This is a genomic window from Cyclobacterium salsum, from assembly GCF_010119245.1.
Classification (GTDB): Bacteria; Bacteroidota; Bacteroidia; order Cytophagales; family Cyclobacteriaceae; genus Cyclobacterium; species Cyclobacterium salsum.
Genome location: NZ_WNKG01000007.1, coordinates 173,251 through 190,681, shown reverse-complemented (window position 1 = coordinate 190,681; position 17,431 = coordinate 173,251). Strand labels below are relative to the sequence as shown.

12 protein-coding genes are annotated in these 17,431 nt (G+C 45.6%); all 12 read right to left on the bottom strand.

Translation table 11 applies throughout. The annotated features are described in order from the left end of the window. Window positions 1-16 precede the first annotated feature (16 nt). A complete protein-coding gene (gene hemH / locus GJS45_RS13910) occupies window positions 17-1,051 on the bottom strand; it encodes a ferrochelatase (protein ID WP_162342466.1) in 1,035 nt (344 codons plus the stop codon). A 101-nt stretch (window positions 1,052-1,152) separates the two neighbouring features. Then, a complete protein-coding gene (locus GJS45_RS13905) occupies window positions 1,153-1,752 on the bottom strand; it encodes a hypothetical protein (protein ID WP_162342465.1) in 600 nt (199 codons plus the stop codon). 204 nt (window positions 1,753-1,956) lie between these two features. Next, a complete protein-coding gene (locus GJS45_RS13900; protein ID WP_162342464.1) occupies window positions 1,957-2,340 on the bottom strand; it encodes a hypothetical protein in 384 nt (127 codons plus the stop codon). Window positions 2,341-2,503: 163 nt separating this feature from the next. Further along, entirely contained in the window at window positions 2,504-4,183 is a 1,680-nt protein-coding gene (locus GJS45_RS13895) for a metallophosphoesterase family protein (protein WP_162342463.1), read from the bottom strand. After that, on the bottom strand, window positions 4,180-5,268 hold the full coding sequence (locus GJS45_RS13890) for an alkaline phosphatase family protein (protein ID WP_162342462.1): 1,089 nt from the start codon (window positions 5,266-5,268) through the stop codon (window positions 4,180-4,182). The genes GJS45_RS13895 and GJS45_RS13890 overlap by 4 nt, the downstream gene beginning before the upstream one ends. Before the next feature lie 173 nt (window positions 5,269-5,441). After that, complete coding sequence (locus tag GJS45_RS13885) at window positions 5,442-7,226, bottom strand: hypothetical protein (protein ID WP_162342461.1); 1,785 nt, start codon at window positions 7,224-7,226, stop codon at window positions 5,442-5,444. 97 nt (window positions 7,227-7,323) lie between these two features. Next, complete coding sequence (locus tag GJS45_RS13880) at window positions 7,324-8,925, bottom strand: RagB/SusD family nutrient uptake outer membrane protein (RefSeq protein ID WP_162342460.1); 1,602 nt, start codon at window positions 8,923-8,925, stop codon at window positions 7,324-7,326. 12 nt (window positions 8,926-8,937) lie between these two features. Then, window positions 8,938-12,042 carry a SusC/RagA family TonB-linked outer membrane protein gene (locus tag GJS45_RS13875; protein ID WP_235954759.1) on the bottom strand — a complete coding sequence of 1,035 codons (3,105 nt, stop codon included), beginning with the start codon at window positions 12,040-12,042 and terminating at the stop codon, window positions 8,938-8,940. A 485-nt stretch (window positions 12,043-12,527) separates the two neighbouring features. Beyond that, entirely contained in the window at window positions 12,528-13,556 is a 1,029-nt protein-coding gene (locus GJS45_RS13870) for a LacI family DNA-binding transcriptional regulator (RefSeq protein WP_162342459.1), read from the bottom strand. Window positions 13,557-13,720: 164 nt separating this feature from the next. Beyond that, a complete protein-coding gene (locus GJS45_RS13865) occupies window positions 13,721-14,251 on the bottom strand; it encodes a DinB family protein (RefSeq protein ID WP_162342458.1) in 531 nt (176 codons plus the stop codon). 23 nt (window positions 14,252-14,274) lie between these two features. Beyond that, complete coding sequence (locus tag GJS45_RS13860) at window positions 14,275-16,086, bottom strand: acyl-CoA dehydrogenase family protein (RefSeq protein ID WP_162342457.1); 1,812 nt, start codon at window positions 16,084-16,086, stop codon at window positions 14,275-14,277. Between the two features lie 48 nt (window positions 16,087-16,134). Beyond that, complete coding sequence (locus GJS45_RS13855; protein ID WP_162342456.1) at window positions 16,135-17,310, bottom strand: thiolase family protein; 1,176 nt, start codon at window positions 17,308-17,310, stop codon at window positions 16,135-16,137. Window positions 17,311-17,431 lie beyond the last annotated feature (121 nt).

The window sequence follows — 17,431 nt, the reverse complement described above, 5'->3', positions numbered from 1 at the left end:
CCGACATCCTTTCCATTCAGGGCTTAGAGGTGACAAGATCTTTCACACAATCTACCCAGGTATCCCTGGAGTTCAGGCTGGGAACCAGGTCCCAACGCTCACCCCCCTGTTCTAAAAACTGCTCCTTGTACTCCTCACCGACTTCCACCGTAGTTTCCAGGCAGTCGGCGACAAAGGCAGGAGAAAATACCAGCACTTTTTTGATCCCATTACCCGCCATTTCCCGGACCAAATCTTCCGTGTAAGGCTTGATCCAGGGATCCTTGCCCAGTCGGGACTGAAAACAGGTGACTACTTTTTCCTCAGGCAGTTGGAGCTTTTTGGCAATCAAACGGGTGGTGTGAAAGCATTGAGCCCGGTAGCAAAACTGATTCTTTTTGGTATACCGGGCACAGCAGGTATCACTCAGGCGACAGTACCCGTCCACAGATCCTTTCCGAATTTGCCTTTCCGGCAAACCATGGTAGGAAAAAAGGTAGCGGTCATACTCCTGCAATGCCATCATCTCCTGACCCAGCTCTGCCCAGGCCTCTAAAAAGAGGGGGTGTTCAATAAAATTGTTGATGAAGCGAATACTGGGAATGATCTGCCATTTGGTAGCCAGTTCCATAACCCGTTCGATCACCGAACCATTGGTGGCCGAGGCGTACTGGGGAAATAGCGGCAATACCACGATCTCTTTTACATTGGATTTGTTTAGTGCTTTCAGCCCTTCCTCGATGCCGGGAGATTGATATCGCATGGCAACTTCCAACTGGAAACGGGATTGGTCAATCAGCGGCAATAGTTTTTCCTTCAGATCCATGGTATGAAAAAGCAGGGGAGAACCCCGATCCGTCCAAAGTTTCCGGTATTCTCCTGCTGATTTGGGTGCCCGGAAAGGCGCAATGATCAGGTTCACCAACAACCATCGGGGAATTAGCGGAATGTCGATCACCCTGCCATCCATTAAAAATTCCCTCAAGTATTTTCTGACATCTCCGGTAGCGGTGCTGTCGGGCGTGCCTAAGTTTACGAGAAGTATGCCTGTTTTGGCTTTATTTTGACTCATTGGTTTTTGTTTTTGCTTTTCGTAAACCAAAAATAGAAGCAAATGTTAACAAAACCCAATGGGGTTTTTCAATTACCCACCGCCTGGTAGTCGTATGTTCGCTATTCCTGTATGGGATTTTGGATAAGTTTCATTTTGAATGAACCCTCCGTAATCCTGATTTCGGTATTTCCCCGGCTGGTATTTTCTGCAAATGGACCAAAAAGACTGGCTTCAAAGGCACCTTTCACCCAGCCGGAACCAATTTGGGTAAGGTTCAGGCTCCCGTCATCCCGTATATCCAGGGTAGGATAGTCGCTTTTGAGCAAAGAGGCATTGTATAAATTTCCAGCTGGGTCTGAGCGGGTAAAAATTAAGCCCGGTAAAAAGGAATTCTCATAGGCCCAGACGCCTTCTTGCATCTGGTAGGTTTTTTCCTCAAAGGACATTTCACTATATAAAAAAATACTGAAAAAATCTCTTGTTCCGTCACTTCCCTCAGCCAAGGCCTGAATCTGTGCGTTATGCGTCTTTCCATTGGGGTCGTAGCTAAACACTACGGGTTGGTATTCATATACTTTGTATTCTACCAATTCTCCATTGGCTTTAAATTTGAGGAAATATTCAGTCTCCTCGATGGGGGCCTCCGACTCTCTACATGAGAAAGCAACAAGGGCGCAAAGCAGCAAGGCAAAGCGGTAGGGTAAAAGGCAGCGGTTCATGTTTTTTTCAGAAAAATACGTTTCTTTTAAGCAGAAAAAAAGTGAAACTGGTTATTTAATTACTGGTATTGACTAGCTGTAGTTTACTATAGATAAATACCTGCAAAAGAATTAGATATAACCCAATATGGGGATACAACCGCCCTGCCAAACGTTCCTAAATAGACCCAACCATTCTGGTTTTTTGGAAATAGCTCGTTTGGTTTAAAGCATAATTTCTCCTTTCTTTTTATTATTGGAGGAATCCGCATCCCGCGTATGAATAATAAGGTGGTACTTAAGTTTTTTTCCTGGCTGATTAGCTGGGATCTTTTCGGGTGAGGTATAAACAATGGTTTGCCCGGGTTTGATAGCATTCGTTTTAATATCGAAACTCATCATTTTTCCATTTACCTTAAAGAAGACCCGGTAACTTTCCGCTGGAGCGGTCGCGGATCCGGTATTTTTGATGGCATATCGAAATACCCTTTGGCCTTCCTTTTCCGCATCCAGATGTACTTCATACGCTTCCAGGTCAAAATTGGGATCTTCTTGCGCCTGCAGCACCGAAAACGAAAAGAGGAAAACAATCAATAGTCGTAAAAACATTGCTGTACTATTTTTAGGTTTAAAAGAAATTAAATAACGGCATAAATCAAGGACAGTGCCCCATTTCCATAACAAGTTAGCAAGAAATTTAGTCATCGCCTACCCTTCATGCGTCATCCATCGCCGAACCTACTTTTCATTTTACAGCAACTAGTTAGAGCCGTCATTTTCTTACTGTTATTTCATCCATGGTATTGCCTTCCAGGTCGTATGCTTTAAAGCGCATCCGATTGGCATCGACCTCAAGGATTCCGTAGTGGTGCTTTTTGATAAGCCGGTCCATTTGGGGAATATCCGATTGCAGTCCTTCTGGCTCCAAGCCACCACCAGCCCCGCCGACTACCAGAAAATGAACGGGATGGCCCGAAAATTTCTGGGAAAGCCGCTCGTAATCATGGGTGTGCCCGGCGACCACCAGATCTACCTTTCCACGGTGAAAGTAAGGCTCAAGGAGTTGGCGTATCGTCCACTCTCCCTGATACCCCGGCCAACCCTGAGAATAGGGAGGCTGATGCAATACTATGATTTTCCAAGGCGCATTATTCCAGGTATCGGATTCCAATTGCTCCGATAGCCATTCCCGCTGCAGCGTACCTTCTGGAACGGATACCGGGTAATTCAGATTTGGATCCAAGCTAAGGATCGCAACTGGGCCAAATTGCTGTAATCCATAGGTTGGCCTTTCAGGTTGAAACAGGTAATCATTCATCTGAATGGCATGCAAATCATCGTAATAGCCATCGTAATCATGGTTTCCGGGAACCAAAAGTTGGGGTGCCTGCATGCGGGAGAGCAGTTGTAGAAACCGCGGGTAAGCCCAGTCTTCAGAACCATTATTAACCAAATCGCCAGCTCCAACACTTAAATCTACCTGGTGCGCGCCTATGGCCTCGGCCACTTCCCGAAAGGTTTCCCAGCCTCCCTGGGAGTCTCCCCAGAGAGCCAGTTTAAGGTTATCTGAAACCGGGTTGGCCTCTACTGAAAAGCTACCCTGAAAAGATTTACCCTGATATAAATCAAACGAAATACCGGTCCCTCTTTCCATTTTATGCGTAAAAATGCCGTTGGTGGATTCAATCCGGACTTCTTCTCCCTGTTCCTGGCGCAGGATGGCGGTACCTGCGGATTCGCTCACCCAGCGGACAAGGGGGCTGCCGTCCGTACTCCAAATCAATACCGGTGCAGTAAAAAGAATCGGATAATCGGCTAACAATGCGCTCAACTCGGGATAAGACAGGTCCTCCCATTCCGCTTCAAGGTCGGGATCCTGTAGTAATTCCAGCTTTCGGTCCACCAGTATGCCCGCTATGATTTGGTCTTTTCTGACCTTCCAGAATTGATAAGCTTCCTTTGCGAGGAACTGTACGCGACGAAGACCTCCAGCCATGGCATTATTAACCACGCGAAGGTTCAGGTCCGTTTTACCACTCACTTCCACTTCAAAATAATCCCCATCAACGGACCTGGGAATCCGCTTTTCGTTTACCCAACACTGCACTCCGTCATCTGCGTCTACGAGCAAAATACCCGGTTCGAGCATTCCTTCCCAGGAGTACCAAAGGGAGTGATTCGGCAAGGGCAGGCGATGGGGAAGGGAAACGCTTTTAGGCTGGAGAAACTGATCGGGCCAATCCCGGTAAATTCCGGCAATGGAATCCCGACCAAGAAATACCCAGCCGGAATCCAGTTCCCTCAGCGGCTCTTTCGGAAATTCGTTTGGAAACATGCCAGCTACCTTTCGCTCATTCGCCAGAAACGGCTCCCGATAAGTGGGCAAAGCGGGGTCAGACTGGCAAGCTGACAAAATAAGAACCGTCCATGCTAAGCCGTCCCGGAATCTCATGGCAGTATTTCCGCTATAGCCGTATCCGCCTGTTCATTGGGATAGGTTAAACCCAACAATTGAAAAACGGTCCGTGCAATCATGGCCGGATACAGTTGCCCGGCTTCTTTTACCTCCCCCAGTGCCTGACTGTCGGGACCGATGGCTGCTATCCAGGCTTCCCTGGACCGCGGAATTCCCGATCCGTGTCCTGTCCAGGTAGACTTGTCGATACCCCGGCCGTGATCGGTGGTAACAATCATAGTGGTTTTATCCTGGTAAGCAGGGGTGGATTGAATGTAATCCCACAATTCCATCAGGTAGGCGTCGAACTGCTTGATGGAATGAAGGTATTCATCGTAGCGATTATCATGCGCCCAATCGTCGGGTTCACCATAAGCGATGAAAACAACTTTTGGAGCTTGCCTTTTTACCGCCTCCAGGGCATAATGATGGGTAAAGGGATCCAACCGTACTCCTTCCCAGGGACCACGGATTTCTTGCTGCAGGCTATTGATAATCCGCTCCGATTCACTCAGGTGGGGCCCTTTTGCCCTATCAAATCCGGCATTCACCGGAATACCACTCCGGTCTTCGTTAACGATATAGGGAAAAACATCCCAACTGCCAAAGGCCAATACCTTTCCTTTAAAATCGGGTAAACCCTGCAGGTGTTCCAGCAGGGTAGTGTTAGGGTTATTGGTTTTTGAATTGGAATTGATCCGTTCGTCGTCCGGTACTCCAGTTAATATCTCGTTGTATCCCGGATAAGAAAAAAGCATGTTGTTTCGCATATCTACATGGTTGCCAAAGGCGCGATTTCCATGAAGTTGTCCCTGTTTGGCAAGTATAGACCAGGTAAAGGGCATCAGCATTTGGCGACGCTTCAGGGGATTCGGATCCCAAAATGCTTCCAAAAGCGAACCCTGCTTCTCAATCATGCCGGTATCGTCAACAAAAAGAGAGTCTGCCCCCAGGAATATTTCCTGCCATCGAAGGCCATCCACAGTGATGAGAAAAATATTCTCCGTTTGGGTTGTTTTCTGGGCTTGTAACGTATGATAGGAAAGCCCCATGGCGATCAGAAGGAAAGCTATTTTTTTCATAGGAATAAAGATAACGGATTTCCGTTTTTCATTCCTTTCCTGACAGGGCTTTTTCCATCATTTAATTCTAATTCAACCTGCTATTTTCTGTTTCAGATTCCTAAAGGGATCACAACGGGTTCTTGTATTTTCTTGGTTCCTTGAAAATTTGCCTTTACTAGGTTGGTCTTTTCTTACTCAAATGTGATCCTATGGCTGAATGGGGTATATCCGGTCAGATAAACGTGATTCCCTTCGGTTCTAAGCGATCCAAAATGCACACTATACTGCTCACCGGCGAGCCGGCTGATACGCTGATGTTCTTGTATCCCGGGACCAAAGCTGATGACATCACCTGCTCTTTCAAAGGTGCCATATCCTTCTGGAAGAAAATAGTTGTTTTTTTCTGTATCGGAAGGAGTCACTCCGCTAAGTTTACCGGATTCATCAAAGCACATTTCGATGGTAACCGCCACGCCTTCCAAGCCCTTCACTTCAAAAAGCAAAGAAGCTTTTCCTTCTTCTTCGGATAGTGTCACCCTGCTTTCCAGGGTTTTTACATTACTTACAGGCCTTTTATCAAAAGCCATTTTGCTCCAAAATCGACCATCTACACTGGGTGTCAATTCATAGTCCCCGCTTTCGTTTTTAAGATGATCCGGTAAAGGCTGGTAGTACGGTGCCTCTAATTTCTGGTAGAGCAGGTACTGCTCACCTTCCTGCCATAATCCTTCACTTCTAAAATACCCCATGCTGAAAAAGCTTGCCGACATCCGCATGTATTTCAAGACGGCGTTGCCTTTTCTATAAGCGAAAAAATTGGGGCTAACCGATCGGCCGGAGGCGATAATCAGGGGCCAATCCACCCCCCCAAATAGGGTAGCGGTAGAATTTTCACGTCTGATCCGAAGCAGGCTGCTGGTAGGGAAAACTTTTTCGAAATTGGTTGGAAGAGGTTCGGGATCGGGTAATTCCTTTTGCAACCATTCGTTTTCCATAAAATAGAACAAGGCCTCCCGGGTAATCATACGGTCAAAGCCAGGAAAGCCCTCTATCATGTTGACGATGGATGCAAAGGCACCATCCCGGTCGTAAATGGCCAGAAAACGGTAATGCAAGTACTGAACCACAATGCTTCGAGCGGAATACTGATCCTGCCTTCTGGAATCAAAGGTGACCAGGTCTCCGTTAGGTTCCATGTAATAGTAAGTCATTTCCAGGGATTTCCGGGGCGCTTCAAATAGTTCGGGTCTGTTTAGTAACCTGCCCAGGGTAATAAAAGCATTGTTTTCCACATCGGAATAATTCATGCTTCTTTCCGGGTAATGCCCGTCTTCATCTAGGTAAATCCCCTCGCTTAACCATTCGTCGATACGCTCCTTGTACTTCGCATCCGGATATAATTGGTTGATCCTGGCCAGGGCATGGCATACTACCCAACGATGATTAGGCGTGTGTACCCCTCCTATTACCAATGCTTCGCCAGCCTTTTTGATAAAAGCTTCGATTTTAGTCAATACCGGTTTCAGGTTTCCATCCCTGAGATTGTTAAGGATATAAACGCCTGCACAGAGGGGCTCCATAATAAAGGCTGTATCCGGAGGTGACTCCAGGTTGCCGGCATTAATGGTACCATCGGGTCTTTGGCTGCCAATTAATTTATCTGCTGTAGTATGCAACAGTGAAATCAACCTGTTGTCTTGCTGAAACCTTGAATCTTTACAGGCAAAAGCTGCTGCGAGAAAGGCAAAATTATAGCCAAAACTTCTACCTCCATGCCTGTTGGCGGCATCACCTATTTCCAAGAGGGATTTAACGTGCGCATCATTTGCGGAAACCATTTTCTCCCAGAGTTCGGAGAACGAATTTGCCCGTACAATTGGTAAATGCCCTGCCGATCCGAAATTGGGCATGAAATACAGGGAAGCACCCACGCTGATGGATTGCTTAAGGAACGTGTTTCTGGTTATTTTTCTCATTTACTTGCCTGGGTTTCCATTTGCAAAAATACGAATTGGATTAAAAAGAAAGAGACCTCTCATAAAGAAAGGCCTCTTAAAAATTTGGATCGGGGGTTTAATTATATCCTTCGTTTTGTTCGATGCTGCCGTTGCTCACATCCACTTCACTTTGGGGGATGGGTCGCCTGTAATGGAATGCCTTTATGGCATTATTTAAAGCCGCGTGCGGATTGTGCTCCAGTACACGTTCAATCAATTTTCCTGTCCGCTTTAAATCCATCCAGCGGCTGATTTCTCCTGCCATTTCAATGGCACTTTCATCTAGAATCAGATCCAATGTCACATCCGCTGGCGCGATTGGGTTATCCAAACCTGCCCTACTCCTCAGTGCGTTTAGATGTTCAGCTGCTTCTGTCGTATTTCCTGCTTGCAAATACGCTTCTGCGGCTATCAACCTGGTTTCCCCGGATCGCATCAAAACCGCATCCCGCTCCCCATCCGGGTTGATACCTGGGTTGGTGTAAGGGACTCCGGGATCGTCAAATTTCTTGAACATGGGAAAATGCACCTGGGTAATACCGTTCGGTGTATAGTATTCCCCTGGATTGATTACTTCATACTCCTTACTCTGAATTTCCTCCTGAGACCAGGCATTTTTAGGAAAATAAATGCTGGTATCACCTGCGGTGATCGCTCCCTCGGCGCTATTAACTTCGGCGATCATCAATCTGCGAACGGTCGCGGCTTCGCGTTCATCTCCTTCTTCAAAAAGCTCGTAAAAGTAAGGGGTAGGTGCGCGGCCAAGGCCTCTGTGGTACAGAGTCGAACGGGTCTGTCCGGGATACACGTCATAAACAAACTTAAACAACAAGTGACGAAAATTACCAATTCCTCTGGCCACTGGGTCTGCGCCATACAAAACAGCAAAAATGACTTCACTATTTCGTTGATTTTCCCTCGAAACCAGGGAAGCAAAATCATCCACCAACGGGTGGTTGGCAACCACTGTTTCTGCCAATGCTGCTGCCTCTGTAAAGTCCGTTTCGTTGCCAAAATCTTTGTACCCTCTGGTCAACAAAACTTTTGCTTTCAGGTGTCGTACGGCATCTTTCGAAGCCCTTCCATAAAGGCTGGGGGTTTCATCCACACCAGCAAGCGCCTCATCAAGATCCGTAATGATCTGCCCGTATACTTCCGCCTCACTTGCCCGGCTAAATTCGGTTTGGGCCGTTTGAATTTCTTCTAAAATCAAAGGTACTTCTCCATAGTTTTCTACCAGATGAAAATAGGAATAGGCTCTTAGAAATTTGGCTTCCGCCAATCCCCTGGTTCTGTCAGCAGCAGTGAGTCCTTGTATTTCGTCAACTCTGCTAATAGCTGTATTGACGGCTGCAATTACATTGTAATAATTGGCCCAATAAGCACCGACAGCACCATTGGTCGGAAGTAAGTTTACGTAGTCATTTAAATCGCTAATTCCTGCCACGATGTCCCTGCGCGTAAAAACATCCGTTCCCTGGTGATCCAGGTCAAAATTACTTGTAGCTAATCTAAGTCTATCATAGCCATTCGCTACCAATTGGTCCAGTGCCTGGGGGTTGCTAAGCAGGATCTGATCGGAGAGAAAATTCCTGTTTTCCTCTTCCAGGTAGTCCGCACAAGCTGTAAAAGTGAAGAGTGCGGCTGTATATAGTAATATTATGCTTTTATTTTTCATAATGCCTTCTGATTAAAATTTAACATTGATACCGCCCATAAGAATTCGGGAGTTATAGGCAGATCCCCAGCTATTCCGAGCTGCATTTTCCGGATCCCAGCCCTCATAACTCGTAAACGTAAACGGGTTTTGGGCGGTAAAATAAAGCCGGAGATCGTTGATCTTAAGTGCTTCCAGAATGCCTTGTCCAAAGTTGTATCCCAACGTTATGTAACCAACTTTCACAAAAGACACATCCCGGTAAATCAATGGTTCAGAGAAGGGTCCGTTATTGCTAGGTTGGTACCATTCATTCGAAGGATTTTCTGGGGTCCAGTAGTTGGTGTGCAAACTATTAAATCTGGCAGGGGTGCCGTCGAATCCCCCGGAGTGAGAGATATGGAAGTAACTTGGTGAAACCGCTCCCTGGCTGGTCCGAACGAAGAACGTAAAATCCCAGTTTTTGTAATTGAACGAGTTAGATATACCGCCACTCCAATCGGGCAGGTTGGCACCGATAATCGTTCGGTCGTCAGCGTCAATGACACCATCATCATTCAGGTCTTTTACCCTCACCTGACCTGGCTGCTGGCCAAAGCTTTGCGCCAGGTCCACTTCATCCATCTGCCAGATTCCATCAAACTCATAAGTGAATATCGAGCCCAACGGCTCTCCGACTTTATGAATGTAAGAACCTGCCTGAACGCCAAAAAGAATTTGGTCCAGATCCCCATAAAGTCGGGTTACCTTGTTAACGTTTCTTGCAAAGTTTAGAGAGGTGGTCCATTTAAAATCTCCGTTGTCTGCATTTACAGAATTGATGCTCAACTCTATTCCTTTATTATTTGCCTCGCCGACATTTTCAAAAACGCCTGAAAATCCTGTAACCTGGGCCGTGGGGCGGAAAAATATAATGCCCGTGTTATTACTGTTATACAGTTCCAATGAACCATAAATGCGGTTGTTGAAAAGACCGAAATCCACTCCCAGGTTTACCTCTTTGGTTTTTTCCCAGGTAAGGTTCTGGTTGGCCAAGTTGGTTACAAATGCTGTTTGGGCTACCTGATCTCCAAGGTTAGTGAAATTGTTGCCAATCAACGAAAGGGAACCTAATGGTGCCAGCCCACCACCTGAACCATTATTACCTGTCTCCCCATAACTTAACCGAAGTTTTAATTCTTCAAAAAGACTCTGGTTTTGCATAAAACCTTCGTCAATGACCCTCCAGGCGATGGCGGCAGATGGGAAAAAGGCCCATTTGTTATTTTCCGCTAAAATCGAGGAGCCATCGTATCTACCGGTAACGGTTACCAGGTATTTGTCTTTGTAAGCATAATTAAACCTACCCGTATAAGAGATTAAGGTCTGCTTGGAAAATCCTCCTTCTGCCGTTCTCAAATCTGAGCCTGCATCGATGTTATAAAAAAGGAATTCATCTGTCGGAAAATTCCTTCGCTGAATCCGATAGTTTTCGTACCTATCTGAAAAGAGGGAATATACCAAGGTCGCGTTCACTACATGGTCTGCACCAGGTTCCCATTTGTAATTGACAATGTTATCCCAAGTATAGGAAATCCTATTTCCGTTAGTCACGTCTGCTCTTCTATTGCCTACATTCCCACTGGTGGATTTTGCAAAACGTCCTCTATATTCCCCATATCTGTTAAACTCAATATTTGGAGAAAAATTAGAAGTAATCTTCAGGTTTGGATGTGGGGTGTAAGATAGTGAAAGGTTACTTAGGTAATTTAGCGTCCTTGTTTCTCTGGTAATATTGTCCGGCTCAAATAAGGGGTTGGTGATAAACGTTTCTCCCTGTAGCGGAAAAAACAAGGGATCGCCATTTTCATCAAACGGAGTGCCTGTCGGACGCAAGCGATAGGCACTTCTCAATCCTTCCCGGCTACCTTCATCTCGGATAGAAAAGGTGGCGTAGTTACTAAAAGCCATGGAAAACAGATCCGATAGTTCGCTGCTCATATTACCCCGAATGGTATACCTTTCGTAATTCTCTCCCTCAAAAGTGCCTTCATCCCTGGTATAAGCAACACCTAGTCCGTAAACCGTTTTATCATTACCTCCATTTATTCCCAAAGAGTGGTTCTGTTGAATACCATTATGCCGCACCAGGTCGATCCAGTCTACATAGTCTCCGTTGGCTACGTTTTCCAATTCGTTGGGTCGCATGAACTCCTCGAGGTTTACATCCTCCGGAGATAATCCAAAATTGCCCGAAGCATAAGCATTCCCAACTACGGCATCCCTGAAATAGTCCACAAATTCTTCTCCCTGCAACATATCGGGCAGGTCGTAGGCTTGTTTGACTCCCACATAATTATCGTATTGTACGGAAACGCTTCCCTGACTCCCTTTCTTTGTCTCTACGATGATCACACCATTACTTCCGCGGGAACCATAAATAGCAGTGGCAGAAGCGTCCTTCAGAACATCCATTCTTTCTATATCCGCCGGATTCAAAAACGATATATCATTGACAAACATACCATCCACAACGAATAATGGGTTCTGTCCGGGAGTAAATCCCCCCTGTGATACCGTCTCATTTGAATTGATGGTATTCGATCCACGAATACGTACATTAAATCCGCCTCCGGGTTTGTTGTCGGCAAGCTGTATGTTTACTCCCGCCACTTGTCCCTGAAGAGATTGAAAAGCATTTACTTTATTCGTTTCCTTGATGTTGTCGGCATCCATCGAAACGACCGCTCCCGTTAAGTCTCTTCGGCTGGTTTCACCATAGCCAACAACCACGACTTCGTCCATTTCGGTCACATTGGGTGATAAGGTAACCGATAAACTGGTTTGGTTATTTACGGGAACTTCCTGTGGTAGGTAACCAATAAATGAAAACGTCAGTACCGCCTCGGAAGGGTTTGCAATGGTAATTTTGAAGTTGCCATCAAGATCTGTTACGGTGCCTGTAGTGGTTCCCTTCACCAAAACAGAGGCTCCGGGAATAGGTTGCTCATCCTCGCCGGAAATTACTGTCCCCGTAACCTCAGCGGATTGGGCTAAAACAGCTTGGTGAAGGAAAAATAATAGCAGCAGCAAGACTCCGCCTGCTTTGAGGATACTGGCTGGCATCCCCCATTTGTCGTTTTGTAACATTCGTCTCATAAAATTGGTTAGATAATTTTCAAATAGGACAACCTTCTTTTCGGTATAATAGTAATTTAGAAAGTTCTCTTGATACATGAATTCTATTCTGAAATCCCCTTTACAGCGTTAGAAGGGATCAAATTAAAGCCTTAATATGCGGTCTGACAAAAATATTTATGCAAAGGTTTGCATGGAAGGTTTGATTTTGAACTCGTGCTGTTTTATCGCCAAATTCAAAATTAAATTTTGAAAAAATCTATTTTTTTAATGACTGAGTTTCTCCCTCGTTTTCAATGATATGCCATTACTCCTCACAATTTAGCTTTCTATAATAGAATAAAACCATTAATACTTGCAGGGTTTATGAGAACAATAGTGAAAATAATCGAATGATATTTGGTTCGGTAAGGGCCTTTACCGGATGATGAAATGGCAAAAAGCTACCAATGGCTATGGCTATGCCCGACTTTGGTCACTAAGAACGCCATTGCAAATCCAGCCAGTTACATCAAAGGCTTGGAAGATTGCCTTAGAACGAGCTCAGGTTTTAAAATTTCACGCCGGTAGGTATAATCCTCGGGACTACATAGAATATGATTCATAAGTATTCTACCGGACAAGAGCCCCAGTTCGTATACCGGTTGCCAAACACTAGTGAGCGATGGCTTGAAAAACCGGCTGTAGGGTTCATCATCAAATCCAATCAGGGAGATATCCTGCGGAATACGCAATCCCTTTTCCAGAATTACCGGCATGGTGCCTATGGCTACCGCATCGTTAACAGCAAAAATAGCATCTGGAATGGCTTCTCTGTTTAAGAGATCCCGGATGGCTTCCTCTCCACAATCTGGAGTAAAACCAGAAACTTCCAGAATCAATTGGGGATCTTGCCTAATTCCATTTTGAATAAGAGCATCCAGGTAGCCGCGCTTCCGGCAACGGCAAGTGGTCAGATTACCAGGGCCTCCCAAGTGGGCAATCCTACGACACCCGGTTTTTATCAGGTAGTTTACCGCCTGAAAAGCCCCTTCATAGTCATCGACAAATACCTTGTCAGATAAAAAATGGGGGCAATCACGATCAAAAACAACCACTGGAATCCCAGATTCTCTAAAGTTCTCCAAGTGGATATTGCTGGTTGTTTCCGAAGTTGGGGAAATAATAAGTCCGTCCACTCTTGCCAGAGACAGGGTTTCCATCAATTTTGCTTCCTGATCAAAGGATTCGTTTGATTGGCCTATAATTAATTTATACCCTGTATTTTCGACAAAATCTTGAAGTCCATTAATGGCTGTAGCAAAAAAGTAACCGGTAATTTCAGGCACAATGACACCGATTATTTTGGTCTTTTTATTCAATAAGCCAATAGCCTGCTGGTTGGGCCGGTAATTCAGTGCTTTGGCCATGGAAATAACCGAATCCTTGGTTTCTTTCCCTATCAATGGGCTGTCGTGCAAAGCCCTGGAAACCGTCGAAGCGGATACATTTAGGGCTTTTGCAATATCACTCAGCGTAGCATGTCTTCTTTTCATGAACGATTATCGTCCTATCATCCAATGTTAATAGCTCCGATTGGTTTTTCAAGATAGTGTTGCGGAGATTTCGAAAGTTAGTGGTTTTTCAAATAAGTTTACGTCTGGGCTGCCAGGTAAGTTTTGAATGCATGATATGGTTAGTATGGACCCGCGAAAAATAATTAGGTATCTGATTTTCCTGCTGATGAAGCCGCTAAATTTTTTACGAAACTGCAGGTAACTAGTAATTGCCCCAAATGCCGTTGGCTATGTTCGGCAGCATGGAAATAAAGTCCCATAACGCTGCTCGGTAGCTTTTTCCTTCCAACCGTTCGGGACTCCCGCAATTTTTCTTCCGGAGTTTCTTTGAAAATATCCAGCGCTTCACTCACCTTTATCCGAAAGAGCTTCACCAATGCTTCACTCCCTGTAGAATCAGCAATGGTTTCATTTTTCAGATATTCCAGCTGAGCTAAACTCAATTCCTTTCCTTCGGCATAGGTAAGCAAGCGGTCAAGCACTCCCGTCAAATGACGCAAGTGAAAAGCAACCGAGGCTCTTCCTGCTACCGATTTCCACAACCATTTCTCCGGAAAGTCCCGCATGTATCCTTCCAGCTCTTCCTGGGTCTGTAACAATGCATGGGCTGCAGGTTGCAAGAAAAAAGGGACATCAGGAACAGATCCTCTTAGCCACACTTCCGGTTGGTTCATGTTTTCGTTTTCAGGTTTCCTTGTTAGGCATGAAAAAAGAAGTATTTCCCCTGTTCGATTAATGCCGCCGCAATCTCCCTACGTAATTCTTTTGGATTGATGGTTTCCCCATACCGGGAAAACCTTTTTAGACCCATTAGCAGGAATTTTTGCTCCTCGCCGGAGGTAAAAGAAAGTATGGCCTCTTTACTAACACTACGAATTTTTTCTTCGGCTTCATACAAGTAAACTTTGCTTATGGAAAGCTGTTGTTTCGAAGCCTGCTCTCCTTTTTGTTCATAAAGCTTCTCAGCTCGCAATAAAGTTGATTCAGCGGCATATATCTCTATCATGATATCGGCCAGGTTCATCATGATTTCTTGTTCTTCCTCCAGTTTTTCCCCCAGCGTATTGGCCGCCTGTCCACCAATCATCAAAAAAAGTTTCTTGAGGTTCTTCAAAGCGTATTTTTCGCCGGAAAGTGGATGAGAGTAGTCTTTATCAGAAAAATCCGGCACCGACTTCAATTCTTCGGACACCTGCCTGGCGGCACCGGCAATGTCCAACTCGCCTTTCATTGCTCGCTTGAGCAGCATGCCGACCATTAGCATGCGGTTGATTTCATTGGTTCCTTCGTAAATCCTGGATATTCGAGCATCCCGATAGGCCCGCTCCATGGGCGCATCAGCCGAATATCCCATACCTCCGTAAATTTGAACTCCCTGGTCTACTACATAGTCCAAGACTTCCGAACCATGGACTTTGGCTATCGCACATTCGATGGCAAATTGTTCTACTCCTTTTAACCTGGCCTTGGCTGGCTCCATTCCCTCGGCCTCCAGTGCTTCTATTCGGTCTTCCACATCTTGTCCTGCCCGGTAGCAAAGGGACTCGCAAGCAAAGGTTCGAATCGCCATTTCCGCAAGTTTGGCTTGCATGGCTCCAAAAGAATCAATGGAAACGCCAAATTGCTTTCGTTGCGCCGCATATTGAATCGCAAGACCCAAGACCCGACGACATCCTCCTAAAACACCCGCTCCTAATTTGATCCGCCCGATATTCAAAATATTGACCGCAATCTTAAAACCATTACCCCGCTCTGAGAGCATGTTTTCTACCGGCACCGGACAATCGTTGAAGAACACTTGTCGGGTAGAACTCCCTTTAATACCCATTTTATGCTCTTCTTCATTCATGCTGATGCCTCCAAAACCTTTCTCCACCAAAAAGGCAGAGAGGTTCGCATCATCATCTATTTTCGCAAATACAATAAAAAAATCAGCAAATCCGGCATTCGAAATCCACATTTTTTGTCCGTTAATGACGTAATGCGTTCCTTCCGGATTCAGCGTTGCCTTTGTTTTGCCACTATTCGCATCCGAGCCGGCATCGGGTTCGGTCAGGCAGTAGCAGGCAGCCCATTCAGCGTTGGATAATTTGGGCAGGTATTTCTCCTTTTGCTCCTTGCTCCCGTAATACAATACGGGTAAGATTCCAATGCCGGTGTGTGCACCGTAGGTCGTAGAAAATGAGCCTGCTGCACCGATGATATCGGCTATCAGCATAGAGGTATTAAAGCTCATTCCCAGCCCTCCATAAGATTCGGGGACGGAAATGGCCAGCAATCCCAGTTCACCTGCTTTTTTCAGTATGGTAGGTACCAGGTCGGGATGTTTCATGCTGTCAATCTCTTCCATGCGGGACAGGATTTCTTTGTCCATAAAATCCTGGCAGGCCTGAGCCATCATCATTTGTTCTTCACTGAAGGCTTCAGGAATAAAAATATCCGAAAAGTTTGTTTCCTGAATTAGAAACGCCCCTCCGTTTAAGCTGTTCTTCTTACGTAATTTTTCCATATACCATTCATTTGCGAAAACGTGATTACCTTAATATCCACGGAACTACTAGTGCAACAGCTCGATTACGCCAGCTACTCCCTGCCCGCCTCCTACGCAGGCAGTCACCAGCCCATATTTTCCTTGCCGCTTTTTTAGTTCATTGATGATTTGCACGGAGAGCTTCGCCCCGGTGCAACCAAGAGGATGCCCCAATGCCACGGCACCTCCATTTACATTCACAATGTCCGGATTGAAATCCAGTGAACGAATTACGGTAAGGGCTTGGGTAGCAAAAGCCTCATTCAGCTCTATCAAGTCAATGTCATTCAGAGATAGTCCCGCTTGCTTTAAGGCTTTAGGAACGGCATATTTAGGACCTATTCCCATTATTCTGGGCTCAACGCCAGCTACAGCATACGATAGCAAACGGGCCATGGGTTCCAACCCTAATTCCTTCATCATTCTCTCAGACATTACCACCACAAAAGCAGCACCATCCGATGTTTGTGAGGAATTGCCTGCAGTCACTTGCCCTCCTTGTTTAAATACGGGTTTCAATTTAGCCAGTACTTCCATACTGGTACCCGGACGTGGTCCTTCATCCGTGTCCACGGTATTTTTTCTGGTTCTTCGTTTTTGATTTTCGTCTAAATAGGTTTCTTCCACTTCCACTGGAACAATCTCATCCTTGAAGCGGCCTTCCTTAATAGCACTTAGTGCCTTTTCGTGAGATTTGACAGCAAATTGGTCAGCATCCTCCCGGCTTACCTTGTAATCTTTGGCCAATTCTTCGGCCGTTAATCCCATACTCAGGTAATAATCGGGGTTCTTGGATGCAATATCCCAGTTCAACGCCGTCTTGTGACCCATCATCGGTAATAGGGACATGGACTCCGTTCCTCCAGCAATAATGCAATCGGCCATCCCCATATTAATTTTTGCGGTGGCCAGGGCAATCGCCTCCAATCCCGAACCACAATAACGGTTAACTATAAAACCAGGATTTTCTTCTCCAAGGGCCAAAAGAGAAATCATCCTTCCCATTTGCATTCCTTGCTCAGCTTCTGGTATAGCGTTTCCTACGATCAAGTCATCTACCCGTTTATTTTCCAATCCGGGCGTATGCGCCACCAGGTATTTGATTACATCTGCAGCCAGGTCATCGGGGCGGTAAAAACGGAAACTTCCTTTCTTTGCCTTACCTACTGCGGATCGGTATCCATTGATTATGTATGCATCCATTATTATATTCTTTACGAATTTGCGTATACCAATTTACACTCAAGTATGCTGCTGAATAAACTAATTTTCGCCAGTCCCTTCGGTTTGGTTGATGGCAACATGATCGATCTCAACAGCTATT